Annotated in this window: 16 protein-coding genes; 7 read left to right on the top strand and 9 right to left on the bottom strand. The window is 69.9% G+C overall.

Going from position 1 to position 20702, the window contains the following annotated elements; all coding sequences use genetic code 11:
* Positions 1 to 14: 14 nt before the first annotated feature.
* Positions 15 to 245, bottom strand: coding sequence for a hypothetical protein (locus tag OP79_RS10535; RefSeq protein WP_051744559.1), 231 nt, complete (start codon positions 243 to 245; stop codon positions 15 to 17).
* A 79-nt stretch (positions 246 to 324) separates the two neighbouring features.
* Positions 325 to 1485: an ROK family transcriptional regulator gene (locus OP79_RS10530; protein ID WP_033319789.1), complete on the bottom strand. Its 1161-nt coding sequence runs from the start codon at positions 1483 to 1485 to the stop codon at positions 325 to 327.
* A gap of 175 nt (positions 1486 to 1660) precedes the next feature.
* Between OP79_RS10530 and OP79_RS10525 the strand changes: the two genes are divergently transcribed.
* From OP79_RS10525 to OP79_RS10510, 4 genes are read left to right on the top strand one after another with little or no spacing between them, the layout of a single operon-like run.
* On the top strand, positions 1661 to 2614 hold the full coding sequence (locus OP79_RS10525) for a carbohydrate ABC transporter permease (RefSeq protein ID WP_033319788.1): 954 nt from the start codon (positions 1661 to 1663) through the stop codon (positions 2612 to 2614).
* Between the two features lie 18 nt (positions 2615 to 2632).
* The gene (locus OP79_RS10520) at positions 2633 to 3553 is read left to right on the top strand and encodes a carbohydrate ABC transporter permease (RefSeq protein ID WP_033319787.1); all 921 of its coding nucleotides are present in this window, start codon (positions 2633 to 2635) and stop codon (positions 3551 to 3553) included.
* A 10-nt stretch (positions 3554 to 3563) separates the two neighbouring features.
* Positions 3564 to 4907: an ABC transporter substrate-binding protein gene (locus tag OP79_RS10515; RefSeq protein ID WP_033319786.1), complete on the top strand. Its 1344-nt coding sequence runs from the start codon at positions 3564 to 3566 to the stop codon at positions 4905 to 4907.
* 26 nt (positions 4908 to 4933) lie between these two features.
* Complete coding sequence (locus OP79_RS10510) at positions 4934 to 6136, top strand: Gfo/Idh/MocA family protein (RefSeq protein WP_033319886.1); 1203 nt, start codon at positions 4934 to 4936, stop codon at positions 6134 to 6136.
* A gap of 64 nt (positions 6137 to 6200) precedes the next feature.
* On the opposite strand, the gene OP79_RS10505 is transcribed toward OP79_RS10510, so the two are convergent.
* Positions 6201 to 6896 (bottom strand): L,D-transpeptidase family protein, encoded by a 696-nt coding sequence (locus tag OP79_RS10505; RefSeq protein ID WP_033319785.1) that lies wholly within the window; start codon positions 6894 to 6896, stop codon positions 6201 to 6203.
* Positions 6897 to 7142: 246 nt separating this feature from the next.
* On the opposite strand from OP79_RS10505, the gene OP79_RS10500 reads away from it, so the two are divergent.
* The 3 genes from OP79_RS10500 (at position 7143) to OP79_RS10490 (ending at position 10304) form a co-directional block, all read left to right on the top strand.
* Positions 7143 to 8120 carry an alpha/beta hydrolase gene (locus OP79_RS10500; RefSeq protein ID WP_033319885.1) on the top strand — a complete coding sequence of 326 codons (978 nt, stop codon included), beginning with the start codon at positions 7143 to 7145 and terminating at the stop codon, positions 8118 to 8120.
* A gap of 75 nt (positions 8121 to 8195) precedes the next feature.
* Positions 8196 to 9239, top strand: a complete 1044-nt coding sequence (locus OP79_RS10495; RefSeq protein ID WP_033319784.1) for a helix-turn-helix domain-containing protein — start codon at positions 8196 to 8198, stop codon at positions 9237 to 9239.
* Positions 9240 to 9362: 123 nt separating this feature from the next.
* Positions 9363 to 10304, top strand: a complete 942-nt coding sequence (locus tag OP79_RS10490; protein WP_033319783.1) for an SGNH/GDSL hydrolase family protein — start codon at positions 9363 to 9365, stop codon at positions 10302 to 10304.
* Positions 10305 to 10417: 113 nt separating this feature from the next.
* Here OP79_RS10490 and OP79_RS10485 read toward each other — a convergent pair whose 3' ends face one another.
* From OP79_RS10485 to OP79_RS10460, 6 genes are all read right to left on the bottom strand, one after another.
* Positions 10418 to 14071, bottom strand: a complete 3654-nt coding sequence (locus OP79_RS10485; RefSeq protein ID WP_051744558.1) for a LamG-like jellyroll fold domain-containing protein — start codon at positions 14069 to 14071, stop codon at positions 10418 to 10420.
* A 327-nt stretch (positions 14072 to 14398) separates the two neighbouring features.
* Positions 14399 to 15091 (bottom strand): TetR/AcrR family transcriptional regulator, encoded by a 693-nt coding sequence (locus tag OP79_RS10480; RefSeq protein ID WP_051744557.1) that lies wholly within the window; start codon positions 15089 to 15091, stop codon positions 14399 to 14401.
* On the bottom strand, positions 15058 to 17100 hold the full coding sequence (locus OP79_RS10475; protein ID WP_033319782.1) for a CocE/NonD family hydrolase: 2043 nt from the start codon (positions 17098 to 17100) through the stop codon (positions 15058 to 15060). The genes OP79_RS10480 and OP79_RS10475 overlap by 34 nt, the downstream gene beginning before the upstream one ends.
* Entirely contained in the window at positions 17097 to 18848 is a 1752-nt protein-coding gene (locus tag OP79_RS10470) for a dipeptide ABC transporter ATP-binding protein (protein WP_051744556.1), read from the bottom strand. Before OP79_RS10470 ends, OP79_RS10475 begins: the two co-directional genes overlap by 4 nt.
* Positions 18848 to 19747: an ABC transporter permease gene (locus OP79_RS10465; protein WP_033319781.1), complete on the bottom strand. Its 900-nt coding sequence runs from the start codon at positions 19745 to 19747 to the stop codon at positions 18848 to 18850. The genes OP79_RS10470 and OP79_RS10465 overlap by 1 nt, the downstream gene beginning before the upstream one ends.
* Positions 19747 to 20700, bottom strand: a complete 954-nt coding sequence (locus OP79_RS10460) for an ABC transporter permease (protein ID WP_033319780.1) — start codon at positions 20698 to 20700, stop codon at positions 19747 to 19749. The genes OP79_RS10465 and OP79_RS10460 overlap by 1 nt, the downstream gene beginning before the upstream one ends.
* Between the last annotated feature and the right edge of the window lie 2 nt (positions 20701 to 20702).

Raw genomic sequence — 20702 nt, 5'->3', positions numbered from 1 at the left:
AAGAGCCCGCCCGGTCACGCCGCCTTGCGGGAGTCCGCGGGCGGTTGGGTCACAGGGGTGTTCGAGGCACGTTCGTAGGCGGCCGCCCACTCCAGCACCAGCCGCTGGTACTCCTGCCGCTGCTCGCCGCTGAGCGTGCCACCCGTCCGCAGCCACAGGGCGCGGATCTCCTCGTTGACCTCGGCGGCCGAGCGCCCGCCGACGGTCGGCGCACGGTGTGGAGTGGTGGACATAGCGTGAATCATACGGGCCTCGGTGTGAAGGCCAGGTGAGTGGCCGCTGTCATCCCGGCTACTCGCAAGTAGCGGCTGAGCTGCGGCGATCTCACGCTTCGACGCCTCCCAGCACCAGCACCTGGATCGCCAGTACGGCCGCACCCCGTGCCCAGTCGTGGAAGTCGGAGACCTTGGTCTCCAGGTTGACCGGTTCCGCCCGCGGGTGCCGGTTGGCCTGGATGGCCTCCTCGACCGCCGGGCCCGCGACGTCGACCAGACCCACGCCCTCGCCGGCGAGGAGGATCTTCTGGGGCATGGCGAAGTTGGCGATCTGCGCGACCAGGGTGCCGAGGGCCCCGGCCGCCTCGTCGATGACGCGGGCGGGCATGGGATCACCGGCGGCGGCGAGAGCGAGGATCTCCTCGTACGACAGGTCCTGGCCGGTGGCGGCCTGGATCTGGTAACGGATGTTGTGGCTGGTCAACAGGGAGACGGCGCTGCCGCGTTGGCCGTCGGGGGTGAGCGGGCCGTTGGGGTTCACGATCCAGAAGCGGCCGTAGCCCACTCCGTCCTCCGCGGTCGCGACCCGTTTTCCGCCGATCACCAGGGCGTAACCGATGCCCGCGCCGATGGTGAGGACCGCGAACCGGTCGAGGCCTCGGCCGGCGCCGAACCAGCTCTCGGCCTCGACGAGCGCGGCCACGTCGTTCTCGACGACGACGGGCAGCCCGGTGCGTTCCTCGACGAGTCGGCCCAGGGGCACGTCGTGCCAGTCGAGGAAGGCCGACTCGTCGACGACGGACCGGTCGTGGGCACGGCCGCCCACGCCGATGCCGATCCCGGCGAGGCCGGGGAAGTCGCGCGCGAACTCGTCCGTCAACTCCCGTAGTACGTCGACGATTTCGTCCGGGTCATGGCCGGTGATCGGACGGTCGCGGCGGGCCACGATGTCGCTTCTGAGCGTGGTGACGACGCCGTACACCATGTCCTCTGTGATCTTGAAGCCCACGAATCTGCGGGATTCGGCGACGATGTCCAGGGGCTGGGAGGGGCGGCCCTGGCGGACCTCGGCGAGCGTGGCGCCCTCGGCGACCTCGACCAGCAGGCCCGACTCGATGAGCGGCTTCGTCAGCCGGGTGACGCTGCCCGCGGAGAGGTCGAGTCGCCGGGCGAGTTCGCTGCGCGACAGCGGACCGTGGGTGAGCACCTCGATCGCCACGGAACGCTCGCCGGGACTGAGCGGCAGCCAACTGGCGGCAAGTGCGGTCATGACCGAATCCTCGCACGTTTTATTTTGCTGCGGAAGCAATAGGGAAGCGATACGGCCACCCCGAGGCCGGAAGCAGCGCTTCGAGAAGATGCGTGCACGGCTCTTGACGTACAGATTATTCCGCATCAAAAGTAAGTGAGGCCCGAGGACGAGCCGCAGAGCAGGGAGTCCCCCGATGACCGTCGCCTCCAGCAGCCCACCATCCCGCCTACCACTCAGGGGCGCCGAAGCCGTGGCGCCCATGAAGAAGGTCAAGGCCCGCCCCCAAGGTGACGGCGCCCTCGCGGCCGTCTTCATCGCACCGGCCATGCTGGGCTTCCTGGTCTTCCTGCTCTGGCCCACGCTGCGCGGCATCTGGCTCAGCTTCACCCGGTACAATCTGCTGACTCCGGCGGAGTTCGTGGGCCTGGACAACTACGTCCGTATGGTCAACGACCCGATCTTCTGGGACTCGTTGTGGGTCACCGTCGAGTACGTGGTCCTCAACATCGGCGTCCAGACGGTCGCGGCGCTCGCCATCGCGGTCCTGCTCCAGCGGCTCACACAGTCGTCCCTGCTGCGGGGCATCGTGCTCACCCCGTATCTGATGTCGAACGTCGTCGCCGGCCTCGTGTGGCTGTGGATGCTCGACACCCAGCTCGGCATCGGCAACGAGATCATCAGCGGTCTCGGCGCCGACCGCATCCCCTTCCTCGCCGACGAGACCTGGGCCATCCCCACCATCGCCCTGATCAACGTGTGGCGGCACGTCGGCTACACCGCCCTGCTCCTGTTCGCCGGGCTCCAGGCGATCCCGAACGACATGTACGAGGCGGCCAGGGTCGACGGCGCGAGTGAGTGGCGGATGTTCTGGCGGATCACGATGCCGCTGCTGCGGCCGGTACTGGCGGTGGTGCTGATCATGACGGTGATCGGCTCGTTCCAGGTCTTCGACACCGTCGCGGTGACCACCGCGGGCGGCCCGGCCAACGCGACCAACGTCCTGCAGTACTACATCTACGGCTCCGCCTTCGGCCGCTTCCAGTTCGGCTACGCCTCGGCGATGTCGGTGGCCCTGCTGGTCGTGCTGAGCGCGATCACCGTCCTGCAGTACCGGCTCACCCGGGCCGGCCAGAGCGACCTCGGCTGACGGAAGGGAGATACCGACATGGCTGCCGTAACAGCGACCAATACCGGGATACGACCGGAGCGGCGCAGGTTCTCCTTCGGGCGGGCCGCGGCCTGGACCGGGATGGGCCTGATCGTCCTCATCACCATGCTGCCCTTCTACTGGATCCTGCGCACGGCGCTCTCCACCAACGCGGGCCTGGGCGCCGACCCCACCAACCCGCTGCCCGTCGACCTCACCACCAGCGGCTTCGAGCGGGCCCTCGGTCTGCAGTCGGCCGAGGAGGCGGTCGCGCAGGGCGGCGCGGGCGGCGGGCTCGACTTCTGGCGCTATCTGCTCAACTCGGTGGGCGTCTCGACGGTGATCACCGCGTGCCAGATCTTCTTCTCCGCGATGGCCGCGTACGCCTTCGCACGGCTGCGCTGGCGCGGCCGGGACAAGGTGTTCGCCCTGTTCCTGGCCGGGCTGATGGTGCCGACCATCTTCACGCTGCTGCCGAACTTCGTGCTCATCAAGGAACTCCAGCTGGTGGACACGCTGTTGGGGATCGCGCTGCCGACGATGTTCATGACCCCGTTCGCAGTGTTCTTCCTGCGGCAGTTCTTCATGAACATCCCCCGGGAGGTCGAGGAGGCGGCACTGCTCGACGGCGCCGGAAAGATCAAGATCTTCTTCCGGGTCGTCCTGCCGATGGCGTCCACCCCGATCATCACGCTGTCGGTACTGACGTACATCACGTCCTGGAACGACTACTTCTGGCCGCTGATGGTGTCGTACAGCGACAGCTCGCGCGTGCTGACCGTGGCGCTGGCGGTCTTCCGGGCGCAGACCCCGGCGACCGGCGTCGACTGGTCCGGGCTCATGGCGGCGACGCTGATCGCCGCGCTGCCGATGCTGGTGCTCTTCGCCTGCTTCGCCCGCCGCATCGTCAGCTCCATCGGCTTCACCGGGATCAAGTGAGGGAATGACCATGCGACTTCGTACGCTGACCGCGCTGGCCGGAGCGCTGACCTTGTCCCTGGTGACCGGCTGCGCGAACGGCGACTCCACCGGGGCCTCCGCGAACACGGTGACGTACTGGCTGTGGGACGCCAACCAGCTGCCCGCCTACCAGACCTGCGCCAAGGGGTTCGAGAAGGAGAACCCGGGCCTGAAGGTCAAGATCACCCAGTTGGGCTGGAGCGACTACTGGACCAAGCTCACCGCCGGCTTCATCGCGGGCACCCAGCCGGACGTTTTCACCGACCACATCCAGAAGTTCGGCCAGTTCGCCGATCTGCAGGTGCTGGAGCCGCTCGACGACCTGGGCATCAAGAACGACGACTACCAGCCGGGGCTCGCCGCCAGCTGGATCGGCCAGGACGGTCACCGCTACGGCGCCCCCAAAGACTGGGACACCGTCGCGCTCTTCTACAACCAGAAGATGGCGAAGGACGCCGGCGTCACCGCCGAGCAGCTCAACAGCCTCTCCTGGAACCCCAAGGACGGTGGCACCTTCGAGAAGGCGATCGCCCACCTGACCGTCGACAAGAACGGCAAGCGGGGCGACGAGCCGGGCTTCGACAAGAACAACGTCAAGGTGTACGGGCTCGCCACCCAGGGCGGCGGCATGGGCGACGGCCAGACCCAGTGGAGCACCTTCACCGGCTCCGCCGGGTGGAGCTACACCGAAAAGGCCCGGTGGGGCACGGAGTACCAGTACGACAGCAAGGCCTTCCAGTCCACCATCGACTGGTACTTCGGCCTGGCGAAGAAGGGCTACATGGCCCCCTTCTCCGACTACAACATCCAGTCCAACCAGGGCATCACGCAGTTCGCCGCGGGCAAGGCCGCCGCCGTCTTCGACGGTGCCTGGATGATCTCCACGTACTACGGCACCAAGGGCATCGACGCCGGCACCGCCCTCACCCCGGCCGGTCCGACCGGCAAGCGCGCCACGATGATGAACGGCCTCGCCGACTCCATCAGCAAGGCTTCCGACAACAAGGAGAACGCCCGCAAGTGGGTGGCGTATCTGGCCTCCGACGCGTGCCAGACCGTGGTCGGCAAGGCCGGGGTCGTCTTCCCCGCCACACCGGCCGGCACCGAGGCCGCCACCGCCGCCTACAAGAAGAAGGGCATCGACGTCACGGCCTTCACCGAGCCGGTGGCCGACAAGAAGAACTTCCGGACGTTCTCCTACCCGATCACCAACTACGCGGCCGACGTCACCGCGCTCATGCAGCCCGCCATGGAGGACATCTACGGCAACGGCAAGCCGGTGAGCAGCCTCGACGAGACCAACGACCAGATCAACCTCATCCTCGACCAGTGAATCGACCAGTGAAGGGCACCCCCTACATGACGTTCTCCCTCGGCATCGTCGGTGCCGGACAGTTCTCGGGACAGTTCGCCAAGCTGTTCCTGGCCCACCCCGGCGTGAGCGAGGTCTTCGTCACCGACCTCCTGCCCGAGCGGGCCGAGCAACTGGCGTCCGCGGAAGGGCTGTCGGGCACCTTCCCCTCGTACGAGGCGATGCTGGAGTCCGAGGCGGTCGACGCCGTCGCGATCTTCACGCAGCGCTGGACCCATGGACCGCTGGTGGTCCATGGGCTGAACGCCGGCAAGCACGTGTACTCGGCGGTGCCCATGGCGATCACTGCGGAGGAGATCGCGGCGATCATCGACACCGTACGCGCCACCGGTCTGACGTACATGATGGGCGAGACCAGCCAGTACAACCCGGCGACCGTGCACGCCCGCAACCAGATCGCCGAGGGAGCCTTCGGGCGGCTCTTCTACGCCGAGGGCGACTATGTGCACGACATGGACCTCGGGTTCTACGAGGCCTACCAGTACAGCGGCGGCGAGGACTGGAAATCCACCGCCAGCTATCCGCCGCTGCTCTACCCGACGCACTCGGTGGGTGGGGTGCTGGGTGCCTGGCAGACGCATGCGGTGAGCGTGTCCGCGATCGGTGTCAAGGACGATCGCGGTGACGGGGTATTCGACCAGGAGGTCAGCCAGTTCGGCAACGACTTCTCCAACGCGACCGCGCTGTTCGAGGTCGCGGGCGGCGGATCGTTCCGTACGAACGAGTTCCGGCGGGTCGGCTACCCCTCGCACATCAGGGAGTCGCGTTTCCGGTTCTTCGGCACGGACGCCAGCATGGAACAGCTCGCCACGGTGGCCATGTGGCAGGACAAGAAGGGCGTCAAGGACATCAGCGAGCTGCTGGAGCCCAAGCCCACCATGTCTCCTGACGACCCGTCACTCCAGCACATCGCGCCGGACCTCAGGGCCGCCTTCACCTCCGGTTCGGCGCCGGTGCACGACCGCTCGCGGCTGCCGCGGGAGTTCGACCACCTGCACAACGGCCATGAGGGGAGCCACCACTTCCTGGTGGACGACTTCGTGACCGCGGTGAACACGCGCACCCTGCCGTCGGTGAACGCGTGGGTGGCCGCCCGCTACACCCTGCCGGGCATCGTCGCGCACGACTCCGCGCGGCAGGGCGGGGCAAGGCTGGAGATACCGGACTTCGGGGACGCACCCGAAGAGTGACCGGCCCGGTATCGACTCCGGCCCGGCTGCCCTTCGGGGCGGCCGGGCCGACCAGGCCAACCGGTCAGGTGCCCGGCTTGCGGCCGTACACGAAGACGTCGTCGTTCTTCTTGAGGAGCGACCAGTACTTCTTGGCGTTGGTCTTCGTCATGTTGACGCAGCCGTGCGAGCCGGGCGGGTTCCACATGCTCACGCCGACGGAGTGGAAGGCCTGGCCGCCGTCGAAGAACTGGCTGTAGGGCATCGGCACGTTGTAGATGGTCGAGACGTGGTCGATGTTGCGCCAGTAGATCTTCTTCAGGCCGGTGCGGGTCTCGTATCCGTTGCGTCCGGTGCGGACCGGGACCGGACCGTAGACGAGCCTGCTGCCGTCCTGGATCCAGCTGAGTTGCAGTGTCAGGTTCACGCAGGCGATGCGGCCCTTGTTGACCGGGCACCTGCCGTCCCTGTTGGGGTTGTTCCCGACGGCCTTCTGCTTCTTCATCAGGTCCATCACGCCCCAGGTGACCGACCCCGCGTACCCGATGTTCGGCGTGATCCCGTGCTTGGTCTGGAAGGCCTTGATCGCCCGGCAGTCGGCGGCGGACTGCCTGCCGTCGACGGTCCGGCCGAGGAACCTCTCCACCTGCTTCTGATACGGACCGGTCTGCGTGCTGCAGCTCGCCGCCTGCGCCGGCGCCGCGCCCAGCGCGACGGTCAGCGGCGCCACCAGCCCCGTGATGCCCAGTACGACGGCTCCCCGTCTGCGTATGTCCCCCATGGCGGTCCTTCCCCCTTCGTCCACATGCGTGGTGCACTCTGTGCGGGCTAGACCGGCGCCGGAGGAGTTGGGTTGTAGACCGGCCCACGCTGCGACGAAACGGTTACGCAACCCGCCGTTCCCGAGACGAAACGGTTACGCAGCCCGCCGTCCTGCGGGAGACTTCCGCCGGACGGCGGGCCCCCGCTTCCCTCGGGGACGGTGATGATCGGCGTCAGGCAACGACGCCGTATCGAGGAGGACCCGATGACCACCACTCCCCCGCCCTTCGACCCCGAGCTGGCCGCGGCGCTCGCCGTCATGGGCGATCAGGCGCCCACCACCCTCCTGCCGGAGTGGATCCCGATGGCGCGGGGGCTTGGCGACGACGGCCCCTTCGAACTGCCGACGAACGAGGCGCTGAGCCGCGACGGCGCCTTCGAGGTCGAGGAGCGTTCGGTGCCCGGGCCCGAGGGCGCACCGGACATCTCCTTGATCATCTGCCGCCCCACCTCCCTGCCCGGTCCGCGGCCGGTCGTCTATCACACACACGGCGGCGGCATGGTGCTGGGCAACAGCCGGATGGGCATGGACCTGACGATGGAGTGGGCCGAGGAGCTGGGCCTGGTCGTGGTGTCGGTGGAGTACCGGCTCGCTCCGGAGCATCCGCACCCGGCCCCGGTGGAGGACTGCTACGCGGGCCTGCTGTGGACGGCGGAGAACGCCAAGGACATCGGCGCAGACCCGGACCGGATCATCCTGGCGGGCGGCAGCGCGGGCGGCGGGCTCGCCGCGGCGCTGGCACTGCTGGCCCGCGACCGGAACGGGCCGCGTGCGATCGGCCAGATGCTGCTGTACCCGATGCTCGACGACCGCAACGACACCCCCTCCGCCCACCAGATGGCCGGCCTCGGCATCTGGGACCGTACGGCGAACGACACCGGCTGGACCGCGCTGCTCGGTGAGGCCCGCGGCACGGCGGACGTCTCCCCGTACGCGGCTCCGGCCCGCGCCGAGGACCTGTCCGGGCTGCCGCCGGCCTTCATCGACGTGGGCTCGGCCGAGACCTTCCGCGACGAGGACGTCGCCTACGCGTCCCGGATCTGGCAGGCGGGCGGCCAGGCCGAGCTGCACGTGTGGCCGGGCGCGTTCCACGGCTTCGACGGACTCGCCCCGCAGGCCGCGCTGTCCCAGGACGCCCGGGCGGCCCGGGTGCGGTGGCTGCACCGACTGCTCGGTGAGTGACGCATCACTCATGGGCGTACAGGGTGACCTCTGACCCATGGCACCAAATGGTGATTCCTGACCGAGAATGAGCAGATGGAAGAGCTGGCAGGCCGCCTGGCCGCGCTCGACCCGGACGCCGGAGCCGCCGTCCAGGTCATCGCCTACTTCGACCGGCTGGTCGAGGGGCGCGCCGGGCTCGAGGCCCTGGTGCGGGGTGCGGCGGTGCTGTCCGGCTGCCCCGCGCGACTTGTCGACGAGGCCAGGCGGGTACGGCTCCGGGTCGAGGCCGACGGGCGGCGGCGCGACGAGCCGGGGCCCGTGCGTCCCGAGTGGCCTTCGGCGCCGCTGATCCCGGGCGGGGCGCCCGCGGTGTGGCTGGAGCGCACGGGACCGCGGACGGTGGTCGACGCCATGGTCCTGGAGCGGACCGCGAGCGCCGCCCGGCATGTCCTGGACCGCACCCGGGGGCGGGCCCCTGTGCACGGCCCGACCGACGATCCGGCCCTGCTGGAGACGGTGCTCGACCCGACGGCCGCGGAGGCCGCCCGGCTGCACGCGGCGCGCGGGCTCGGCCTCGACCCGGACGGTCAGGCCCGCACGATCGCACTGCGCGGCGGCTCTCAGAAGCAGCTCTCCCTGAGCCTTGCCTCCGGCGAGCGGGCCCTCGTCCAGCCGGTCCCAGGCCCTGAGCTGCCGCACGAGGGCCGGGTGGGTGTGGGCCCGGCGGTCCCCGTCCTGGAACTGCCCCGCTCCTGGTCCGCCGCCCGCACGGCCCTGCGCTTCACGGCCGGGGGCAGCGACCAGGATCCGGGCCCGCGCGTCGTCCACGCCGACGAACTCGGCACGCTCGCCCTGCTGTCAGCCGTGGTCGCCCCGGGCATCGAGCCCCCGCCCGACGTACGCGCCCTCGACCACGCCGCCGCGGCGGCCCCGTGGCTCCTGCCCACGCTGTACGCCGTCATCACCTCCCCGAGCCTGCGCACAGCGGCCACCGAGCTGAACCTCCACCACTCCACACTCCAGGACCGCCTCGCCCACGCGGAGTCCCTGCTGGGCTGGCCGGTACGCACCCCACAGGGCCGCCTGCGCCTCCAACTGGCCCTCACCGCCCGGCACCTGGCCCGGAATCAGATCTGAGACCCGGGCTCGCCCGCCCGCTCCCCAGTGACCGCCCGGCCTTGGCAGCCAGGGCACTTCCCCCGCGCGCCCCGCTGTGCTTGTCTGGGGGCCGTTTTCGGTGGGTGGGGCGGGAGTTGCTGTATGCGCAAGGCGTGGGTCGGCGGGATGCTGGTGGGTCTGCTGCTGCTCGGAGCCTGTGGAGACCCCTCCTCCGGGCCCGAGGCCGCGCCGCCCGAGCGGCCGGTTTCCGGCACGGCGGCGGCGAAGGCGCCGGGCCCCTCGCCGTCCTCGACCACACAGCAGCAGCGGCCTCCCGCCTCGGCCGCGGCTGCGGCTCCCGCGAAGCGCCCCACCGTGCTGTACCTCGGTGACTCGCTCGCGATGGAGAACCAGAAGGTGCTCGGCGAGCTCCTCCAGGACGAGTTGAAGGCGCGCTACACCAGCGCCCCGTACTCGGGGACGACGCTCTGCGACTACCTGGAGGGCACCGGCGAGAAGTCGCTCGTCCCCGACAGCGACAAGGCGGCCGCCCTGGTGCGTTCGCTGCAGCCCGACTTCGTGGTGCTGCAGTTCTGGGCCAACGCCTGGGACTACACGTGGTGCATGGACGGGATCACCCACGGCAAGGATCCGGCCACGTACTTCGCGCGCTACACCTCCGACGCCCGCAAACTGACCGACCAGATCGCGAAAGCGGGCGGCGAGAAGCAGCCGAAGGTCGTGTGGGTGCTCCAGGGCCCGGACCCGATCACCCCCGACCGGGTCCGCCGCGTCAACGAGATCTACGACCAGCAGGCCGAAGCGTCCGGTGGTCTGGTCGCGGACGCCGGCAAGGAGGTCGGCCCGGCCGGCGCCCGCTACACCTGGTCCCAGCACCTGCCGTGCACGGCATACGAACGCGACCACCCCGCGTACTGCACCCAGCCGGACAACAACCGCACCGCCCTGCACCGCGACGACGACTACCTGCACTTCTGCCTGGCCCCCACCACCGCGAAGTCCAGGCCCTGCCCGGTCCCCTCCCCCGGCATCCTGCGCATGACCCGGGCGATCACCAAGGCGCTGACCGCCGCGACGAACTGAGAGAGCCGTGAACGGCGGGTGCCCGGGTCCGCTGACCTCTCGACGGACCCGGGCACCCGCGTGGGTACCGGCGGCGCGGCGCCCTCATCGCCGCGCCGCCGGTGGTCATGGCGTCATCGGGTCTCCCTCGCGTACGGGGCGACGGTGATCCGGTCGATCAGCGGCGCGTAGCGGGAGCGGAGCAGTACGCCGGGGAAGGTGTCCGAGGCGTACGAGGTGCCGTCGAAGTTCGGCAGCTCCTCGGAACGGAAGGCGATCGTGTTCTGCCCCTTCTTCAGCTGGACGGGGATGGTCAGCTCCCAGAAGTTGTTCTGGTGGAAGCTGTGCGGGAAGCCCACTCGCTGCACCTTGCCGCCGTTGATGCTGATGTCGGCGTGGCGGGCGAGCGGGTCCGGGTTGTAGTGGGTGGCCTCGGACTGCTCCGGGTTGGAGTAGCGGACCCGTAGCGCGTGCAGGCCTGTGCGGTCGGCCTTGACTGTGAACGTCGCGGTGTTGCCGTTGCCGGGGTCACCGCCGATGTCGGTGATCGCCGTGCCGTCGGTGGCCAGGGAGAGCTCTGCGAGCTTGGCCGAACCGGCGAGCTCGGCGTCGCCCGCCTCGTACGTACGCGCCGGGAGCGCGCCCTCGGTGGGCGTGACCCGGAGACGGTCGACGAGGGTGGTGGACGAACCTCCGGTCACCGTCACCTTGTTGACGCCGCCCGTCAGGGAGACCGCCGCACTACTGGTGCCCTTGCCCAGGCGCAGGACGTCGTGCCCGTTGACGGACAGTCGGGCACCGGAGCCGGCGAGGGTGTCGACCTTGAGGGTGGCCTCGCGGTCGGCGGATGAGTAGACCCAGAACGTGGCGGTCCCGTTCTTCGGGAGCCGGACCGCGCCCGAGCCGGTGGCGGCCGGCTTCGGCAGTGTGTAGACGGGCTGCGCGCCGCCGCCCAGCCAGGCCAGCTCGCCCTCGTACACCTGGGTGTCGGCCGAAGCCTCGGGGAGCGAGAGGGTGAGGCGGTCGACGATGGCGTCGCCCTTGGTGGCGCCCTTGCCGTCGGCGCTCTTCGCGGCGAGCGTGATGGTGTGCTTGCCCTTGGTCAGCTTGACCTTGGTGTCGGTGTGGTCCCACACCACCCACTTGTAGCCGAGCGGCAGATGCAGCTCCTGCTCGCTGTCCGCCTTGCCGTCCACGCGCAGGAAGACGTTGGTCGGGCCCTGTTCCTTCACCTTGTCGAAGGTGTTGAGGGAGTTGGCGAAGACGCTCAGGTCGTACGTGCCGTCCTCGGGCACGTCCACGGTGAAGTCGAGCGTGACGTCCGAGCCGGTGCGCAGGCCGCCCACGTCGTAGCCGCCGGAGGTGTAGAACTTCGACACGTCGCGCGGCGAGCCCTCCGGGCCGTTCTTCGTGTAGCCGGACCCGGTGTGGGCTGCATCCTCCGCCTCGTACGAGTCCTTCCACCGCGTGGGCGGGGACTGGGTGCCTTTCGCCTTGCCGGCCGGGCTGAGGACGATCTCGTACGCCGAGGACTCCTTGAGCGTCGGCAGGTCTCCGTCGCCGAAGTCGACGACGACCTTGCCGTCGGCACCGACCTTCAGGTTCTGCTCGGAGAGCAGCTTCGGGCCGGTGTTGTCGCCGACCTGACCGCTCCAGTCGATCTCCTTCACCCAGGCGTGCACCCGGTCACCGAAGACCTTCTTCGGGACGTTGTCGAAGGTGATGTGCCCCTTGCCGACAGAACCGCCGAAGACCAGCCGGGACTGCTTCTTCTTCTCGTCCAGCGTGGCGACGCCCTGCATGGTGTAGTTCTCGCCGGGGAACGGCGGGGTCACCTTCACGGTGTGCCCGCTCATCGAGGCGTACGAGTTCAGCAGCCACCACTGGCCGTTGCCGCGGTTGGACTGCACCGCGGAGTCGGAGAGGTTGCCGTCGATGTTCCAGTACGCGATGTCGGCGTCCACCTTGGACTCCTCGATCGCGGACACCCACTGGATCATCTGGCCGGGTACCGAGGTGTGGTAGTTGAAGGCGTACTCGTTGATGTTGATGGGGAGTTGGGTGCCTTCGCGGTCGGTGCCCTTGAAGAGGTCCTTCTCCCACTCGCGGTACTTGGCGGTGCTTTCGCGCACCGCCTCCGGGTGGCTCAGCTCGTGCCAGGTGATGACCTCGGGGAGGGTGCCGGCCTCCAGGGTGTGGGTCAGGAAGCCCTTCACCTGGTCATACAGGACGCTGGTGTTGGGGCCGGCGATTCGGGCGTCGGGCAGCTTGCCCTTGATGAGCTTGTAGAAGTCGTCCCAGGTGGCGAAGAAGTCGTCGGGGTCGTTGAGCCAGCTGGTCTTGTTGTAACTCCACTCGCCCGTACCGAACATGTTGCCCTCGGGCTCGTTGAACGGCACGAAGACGATGTTGTCCTGGTACTCCTTCGGCAGTTTCAGGACCTGGTCGACCTGCTTTTCGACCTTCTCCCGGTAGAGCTTGACCTTCTCCTCCGGGGTGTCGCCCGGCCACTGGTACGGGAAGCCACGGTGGATGTCCGTCATGTAGATGTACACATCACCGTCGGTGGAGTCGGCCAGCGGCTTGACCACCTCCAGCGCGTCGGCACCGGGATGCTGCGGGCCGTCCTGCGCCTTGGTGGAGACCGTGCGCAGGCCCATGCCCTCGATGAGGTTGTTGGTAGGGACGTCCGGCCCGTACACGCCGTAGAGGGTGCCGGAGGCGCCGCCGTGGAACTTACCGGTGTCCGAGCCGAGATCGACGGTCAGCTGGCCCTCGCGGACCACGGTGACGGTCGCCTTCACCTCGCGCCCGGCCGCCTTTCCGGCCACGGTGAACGTCCCGGGCTGGGCGTACTTGTCGGCCGGTATGTCGTCCCAGGTGATCGGGGTGTCGCGGTCGTAGCCGTCGGAGTAGGTGGAGCGGACGGCGGCGGGGAGGGTCGGGGCGGTCCCGTTCGTCGTACGGGCCTCGAAGGACGTCTTCGAGAGCTCCTGGAGGGTGGGCAGGGCCGGGACGGTGCCGGCCACCTGCTCGGCGCTGAGCGCCGCGTGCCACACGGCGAAGTCGTCGACCGCGCCCTTGAGCAGCGGATCCGGCCAGAGGGACTTGCCGATGTAACCGGCGGCCGTGGCCGAACTCTCCAGCACGTCCTTGGCCTTGATGCTGGTCTCGATGGAGGAGACCGCCACACCGTCGAGATACGTGGTGAGTCGCCCTGCGGAGGTGTCGAGGGTGACGGTGACGGTTTTCCACTCGTTCGCCGGGAGTGGCGCGTAACCCTTGACCTGGTTCTCCGCGCCCCCTCCGCCGGTGGTCACGGAGGTCTGCAGTACCCCGTTGCCGTTGTACGGGGTGGCGAAGAAGTACTTGGTGGTGTTGGTGCCCAGATCGAAGATCCGCTGCCAGGACGACTTGTCGCCGCTCCACTTCACCCGAGCGGAGACCGTCAAGTCGGTTGCTTCGCCGATGATTTCGCGAGGCAGGCGGACGTACGCCCCGTCGGACGTGTCCGGCCCGCCGGGCAGGGCGAGCGCCTTGCCGCCGCCCGTGCCCTCGACGGACTGGGCGGTGGAGCCGTTCACCAGGTCCGCCGTCAGTCCGTTGCCGGAGCTGTCGGTGATCTTGCCGGAGGCGAGGTCGTCCTGGTCGAAGGTGTAGTGGGCGGTCGGCTTGGGCGGCTCGGCCGCTTGCGCGGGGCCGGCCGGCGCGGCCAGCAGGCCCGCGCCGAGGGCCAGCGCCACGGCGGCCGGGGCTCTGCGCCGCGCGGCTCTGTCGGCGGATGGCATGGGTGACGTCCTTTCAGGAGGGCCGTCGAACCGGTTCGACGGCGTGGCCGCGCTCGTACCGGTTGGCACGGCTCGACCGGTGGTCAGGTGTTACCGGTGTTCAGGTGGCGGGGAACGCCGTGCGGCCGACGAGCGCGGGCGGGGGCATCCGTCGGCGGCGGCGACGTTGTGTGTGGCGCGTTTCGGACATGGGCGGCTCGGACTTTCGGCTCCGGGAGTCGAGCTCTCTCAACTCGACCCGGCTGTACGGCATTTCGAACACGGTTCGTAGCGTCGGCGGCACCGTAGGGTCGTGATCGAGTCACGGTCAAGACTTTGCGCAACCCTTTACGCAGAAGGACCCTGACGCCCCGTCCCCAACTCCGTCTCTACCAGACGGTAAAGATGCCGACGGGCGTCCTGTGTGCTCAGCGGAGGCGCCTGGCGCAGCCACTGGAGGGCCAGTCCGTCGGAGAGCGCCGCGAACCGCACCGTGAAGCCGGCCGGGTCCGCGCAGACGAACTCGCCCTCGGCGACGCCCCGTTCGACCAGGGCACGGATCTGGCTGTGCCAGTCCTCGTACCGCTTGGCCTGGCCGCGGGCGAAGGCTCGCTCGGGGTCCTGGTCGCGGTCGCCCGCGCTCCAGTAGTCGAACCACATCCGCCAGTGCCGTTCGGTGTCCTCGGTGAACAGCGCGTCGATCAGCAGCCGCAGCGCCTCACGGCCGCCGGCCGCCTGCTCGGCGGCCTCGTGCAGTGCCGCGTAGTACCGCTCGATGTGCAGCACCATCGCCTCGGAGAGGATCTCCTGCACACTGCCGAAGTGATACGTGACCGTGCCGACCGACACCCCGGCCGCGGCGGCGACATCGCGTACGCCCACCGACTGGTACCCGCGTTCCGCGATCAGCGGCACGGCCGCCTCCACGATGAGCCGGCGGCGCACCTCGGTGGGCTGCCGGATGCGGTCGGCGGCGGCGACGGCACGGCGGGGCGTCCTGGCGGCCTTCACGCCGACGTCCTCGGGATGACGCGATGCCATGTCCGCTTGGCCACTGTCTCTCCGTCCGCCCGTGCTTCGATGCGACTGTCCATGATTAACTCCGCGGCCGTGGCCCGCAGCTCCGTGCGCGCCATGATCTCAGCGTCCCAGTCGCCGTCGCGTCGCAGCCGGATGCCCCACTCGGAGACCGCCCGCGCCGAGAGCGGATCATCGGTGCGGATCCGGTACGTCTCGCATGCGCGCTCCTCGTAGCGCAGCCCGTCCGGAAAGGTCCGGGACCCTCCGTAGTTGGGGTCGACCTCCAGCGTCCACTCCCCCTCGGCGACATCGTGCGTGACCAGCCGCTCCGGCCGCGCTTCGGCGGGCCGCTCGTACGTCACCGGCAGCGGTGGGGCCTGCTCCGGCTCCTCGAAGCGGATCGGCTCCTTGCCTTCGTCGTGCGCGGGATCCCGTACGGGAAGGAGTACGGCACTGTCGGCGGGCACCACGGTCAGGCCGGCGCCGCGCTCGCCGTGCGGCCACACCCAGGGCCAGTACGTGTCGGAGACGGCGACCCGGATGCGATGACCAGGCGGGAAGGCGTACCCGGTGCCGCCGAGCTCGAACTCCACCGTCTCGTACGTGCTCGGCGTCCACTCCACGGCCCTCTCGCGCCCCCGCCTGCTGAGCAGGTTGAGCACACCGCGCGTGACGAGCGTGGAGGAGCCGTCGGGCGCGACGTCGCACACGCGGGCGATCACATGGGCGCGCGGGGTCGCGCTGTCGAGGCGGAGCCTCACGCGCGGGCGGCCCAGGATCTCCACGCGGTCGTTGAGGGGTTCCGAGTCGAAGCAGACCGAGCGGCCGTCCTCCTCCCGCTGGTCCGGCGGGAGGTCGCTCGCGTTGCCGAACGGGAAGAAGCGGCCTGCGTCGATGCCGGTGTGCTGGGGAGTGCGGACTCGGACGGGGGCGTGGCTGTCCCCCAGCGGACGTTCGTCCCAAGTGACGGACGGCGAAGGCCAGTTGGACTCGCCCACCCAGCGCCCCGGCATGACCTCGTACGAAGTGGCGGGCGGAACCGAGTCGTTGATCCAGGCGCGGAGCTTCGGCTCGCGCATGATGCCGCCCGCGCCGGAGGCGCTATCGGATGCAGACTCGCCCTTGAGGTGATGGTCCCACCAGCGCAGGGTCTCCTGGAGGAAGCCGATCGCGGGGCCGGGCGGGAGCCCGCGGTCCGGGTACTGGTGCGACCAGGGCCCGACGATCCCTCGTACGCGGTCGTCCGGCAGGTGCTCCACGAGCCTCAGCACGGTGTCGCGGTACGGATCGTTCCAGCCGCCCACGGCGAGCACGGCCGCGTCGATGGCGCCGTAGTCCTCGCAGACGCTGCCGTGCCGCCAGTAGTCGTCGCGCTGCTGGTGTTCCAGCCAGGTGTGCAGGAAGGGTTCGAGAGCGTCGAGGCGTTCGCGCCACATGGGCAGCCAGCGGTCTGGGCCGACACTGTTCGGGTCCGGCGGGCGGGCGGCGAACGCGAGCATCGTGCCCGCCCAGGCGAGCATGTCGATGCCGAGGACGGCGCCGCCGATGTAGTGCACGTCGTTGTCGTAACGGTCGTCCGTCGAGCAGACCGTCACGATCGCCTTCAGCGGTTCGGGGGCGAGGGCGGCGATCTGCAGCGCGTTGAAGCCGCCCCACGAGATCCCGAACATGCCCACCTTGCCGGTGCACCAGGGCTGCTCGGCAAGCCAGTTGACGACGTCCACCCCGTCCGCGAGTTCCTGCGCGTCGTACTCGTCGCCGGGCGTTCCCTCGCTGTCGCCGTGGCCTCGGATGTCGACGCGGACAGAGGCGTAGCCGTGGCCCGCGTACCAGGGGTGCCGTTGGGCGTCCCGAGGGGCGGTCCAGTCCGTCTTGCGGTACGGGAGGTATTCGAGCAGGGCGGGGACGGGGTCGTCCACGGCGTCGGCCGGTCGCCAGATCCGGGCGTGCAGGCGTGTCCTGCCGTCCCGGGTGGGTATCCAGACGTCCTCGCGCAGGACCCGGCGGTCGAAGTGCTCGCGGTACCTCACGCGACTCCTTCCCGCGCGAGAGGGCTCCAGCGGCGCACGCGGTGGCCGTCGCCGAGTTCCGTCCAGACGTCGCCCGGCTCGGCGGCATCCGTCCACTCGGGGGCGTCCGCCACGAGAGGCCGCGCGTCGGGATCGGGTTCGAGGGCCGCCGCCATCAGCTGCCGGGTGTAGGGGTGCCCAGGAGCGGCGAAGACCGCGTCCGTCGGGCCCTCCTCGACCACGACGCCGTTGCGCAGCACGACCACCCGGTCGGCGATCCCCCGTACGACGGCGAGATCGTGGCTGATGAACAGGCAGGCCAACTCCCGCTCCCGCCGCAGATCGTCGAGCAGCCGCAGGACGTCGGCCTGTACCGACACGTCCAGCGCCGTAGTGATCTCGTCCGCGATCAGCACATCCGGCTCCCCGGCCAGCGCCCGCGCGATCCCGATCCGCTGCCGCTGCCCGCCGGAGAGCTGCGCGGGCAGCCGGTCGACGAACGCGGGATCGAGGCGTACGTCGGAGATCAGCTGCCGGGCGCGTGCGGCGGCCTCCGCGCGCGAGCCCGCCGTACCGAAGAACCGCAGCGGCCGTCGCACCGCGTCACCGACCGAACGGCGCGGGTTCAGCGACGTGTCGGCGTTCTGGAAGACGAGCTGCACCCGGCGCCGCAACGACAACGGCCGTTTGCGGGCGGGCCCGGCGAGGTCACCCGACTCGTGGGTCATCGCGCCGCCGGACGGAGCGCGCAGGCCGGCGAGCGCCCAGGCAAGCGTGGACTTTCCGCTGCCCGACTCCCCTACGAGGGCGAGGACCTCACCGCGCCGGACCTCGAAGGACACTCCGTCCACGGCACGGGACGATCCATAGTCGACGGTGAGGTCCCGCGCGGAGACGGCGACAGGAGAAGCGTCGGAAACGACGGCCCTGGGCCGCACCTCCCGTTCCCCCGCCTCACCCACGAGCGCGAGCCCGGCGTCATCCAGCCGCGGCACGCTCGCCAACAGCCGTCTGGTGTACGGGTCTTGGGGCGCCGCGAACAGCCGGCCGGTGGGCGCGGCCTCCACGATCCGCCCGGACCGCAGCACGGTCACTTCGTCGGCCATGTGCGCGACGACGCCGAGGTCATGGCTCACCAGCACGGCGGCGAGGCCGAGTTCGTCGCGCAGGGCCCCGATCAGGTCGAGTACACCGCGCTGGGTGACGACATCGAGCCCGGTCGTCGGCTCGTCGAGGACGAGGACCTTCGGCCGGGCCGCGACGGCCATGGCGATGGCGACGCGCTGCTGCTGACCGCCGGACAGCTCGTGCGGGTAGCGGCGGGCGAGTTCGGCGGGGCGAGGCAGCCGGACCTGTTCCAGCAGGTCCACGACGGGTATGTCCCCGCCGACCTCCGCGATCTGCCGTCCGATCCGCATGGACGGCGTCAGCGCCTGCCCGGCGTTCTGCCCGACCATCGCGACCGTCCCACCTCGCAGCCGCCTCAACTCCCGTACGGTCAGGGCGAATACATCGGCGCCGTCGACCCGGACCGAACCACCCGTCACCCGCGAGCCGTGCCGCAGATGTCCGAGCAGCGTCGCCGCGACCGTCGACTTCCCGCTGCCCGACTCGCCGACCAGCGCCAGCGTCCGGCCCGCTCGTACGTCGAGCGACACCTCATGGACGACGGACACGTCACGTCCGCCCGAGCGGTAGGCGACGGACAGGGAGTCCACGGACACGATGGCGGTGGCGGCGGCGGTGGTGGCAGCAGCTTTGGCGGCCATCAGAGCCCCTCCCTGATCCGGTCGACGCCCCACGCCTTGGACAGGGCGTCGGCCGCGAGGTTGAGCCCGACCACGAGCGTCGCCAGGGCGATGATGGGTGCGAGGCTCGCCATCGGTACGACGGTGATGGCGGTGCGGTTCTCGGCAACCATCAGTCCCCAGTCGGGAGTCGGCGGATCGGCGCCGAAGCCGAGGAAGGAGAGCGAGGAGATCAGCAGCACCACCCATGAGGCCCGCATCGCGAACTCCACGCACACCACGTCGATGATGTTCGGCAGGACCTCGCGCCACAGGATCGCCCAGGTGCCCTCGCCGCGTGCTCGGGCGGCGGTCACATAGTCGGCGGGCACGATCGCCAACGCCGCGCCCCGCACGACACGTACGACCTGAGGGACGTATACGACGGCGATCGCGAGGACGATCACCGACGGCCCCGTGCCCAGCGCCGTGACGACGACCAGCAGCACCAGAACGGGCGGCACGGAGAGGACCGCGTCGAGCACCCGCCCCAGCACGTCGTCGAACCAGCCGCCGCGCAGCGCCGCCGCACACCCGGCCACCGTGCCGAGCGCGACGGTCAGCAGCGTCGCGGTCACGGAGACACCGAGCGCGTACCGACCGCCGTACAGGACCCGCGTCAGTACGTCGCGGCCGTACTGGTCGGTCCCGGCAAGATGCTCCCAACTGGGCCCGAGCAGTGCCTGGTCGGCGTTGTTCACGATGGGGTCGTACGAGGTGAGAACCGGTGCGAGCAGGGCGATCAGGACGTGGACGGCGACGATCGCGAGGCCGATCGTGGCCGCCCGCGAGGACCGGAGCGTGCGCCAGGCGCGGGCCGCGGTGGAGGGCTTGGCAAGCGGCGCGGCGGGCGCGGGCGCAGGGGTTTCCAGGGTGGTCATCAAGTCCTCCCGCGCGTACGGAGCCTGGGGTTGAGGGCCATGGCGCCGAGGTCGGCGGCGAGGTTGCAGGCGACGTACACGATCGCGCTGATCAGGGCGATGGCCTGGATGACGGGCAGGTCCCGGTTCTGCACGGAGGACAGCATCAGCTTGCCGATACCGGGATAGTTGAAGACGTTCTCGACGACCGCGACGCCGCCCGCGAGCCAGGCGACGTTCAGGGCGATGACGTGCAGGGTGGGCAGCAGGGCGCCGGGGAGCGCGTGCCGGGTGACGACCCGCCACGTCGACAGGCCCTTGAGCCGGGCCGTGGTGACGTACTCGCTCGCCATCACGTCGATGACGGACGTGCGGGCCATCCGGACGATGTACGCGGCCATGACGATCGCGAGGGCGAGGGCGGGAAGCCATACGGCGGGCAGGAGTTGACCGACGCTCGCCTCGGGTCCGTACAGCACGACGGCCGGGAACACCGGCAGCGCGACGGAGAAGCACAGCACCAGCACGGTCGCGACGACGAACTCCGGCACGCTCATCCCGACCAGGCTGACCGTGGAGATCAGATGGTCCGGCCAGCGGTCGCGGTACAGGCCGGCGAGGATGCCGAGCAGCAGAGAGCCGGTGACGGCGAACAGGACCGTGATCAAAGCGATCAGCGCGGAGTTGCCGAGATACACGCCCACTTCGCCGCCGACCGCCTTGCCGGAGACGAGCGAGACACCGAAGTCGCCGTGCAGGGCGCCGGCCGTCCAGTCGACGTACCGCTCCCAGGCGGGCCGGTCCAGCTTCAGCTGCTCGCGCAGCGCGGCCACCGCGTCCGGCGTGGCATCCCGGCCGAGGACCTGGGTGGCGACATCGCCGGGCAGTGCCTGGACGGCGAGGAAGACCAGGACCGAGGAGAGGAAGAGCGTGCCGACGGCGGCGAGTACGCGGCGGGCGATGAACGAGAGCATGC

It is taken from the genome of Streptomyces yerevanensis, assembly GCF_000716805.1.
GTDB lineage: Bacteria > Actinomycetota > Actinomycetes > Streptomycetales > Streptomycetaceae > Streptomyces > Streptomyces flaveus.
Note: the sequence above shows the minus strand (reverse complement) of the source record. Positions and strands in the feature narration are given on the sequence as shown.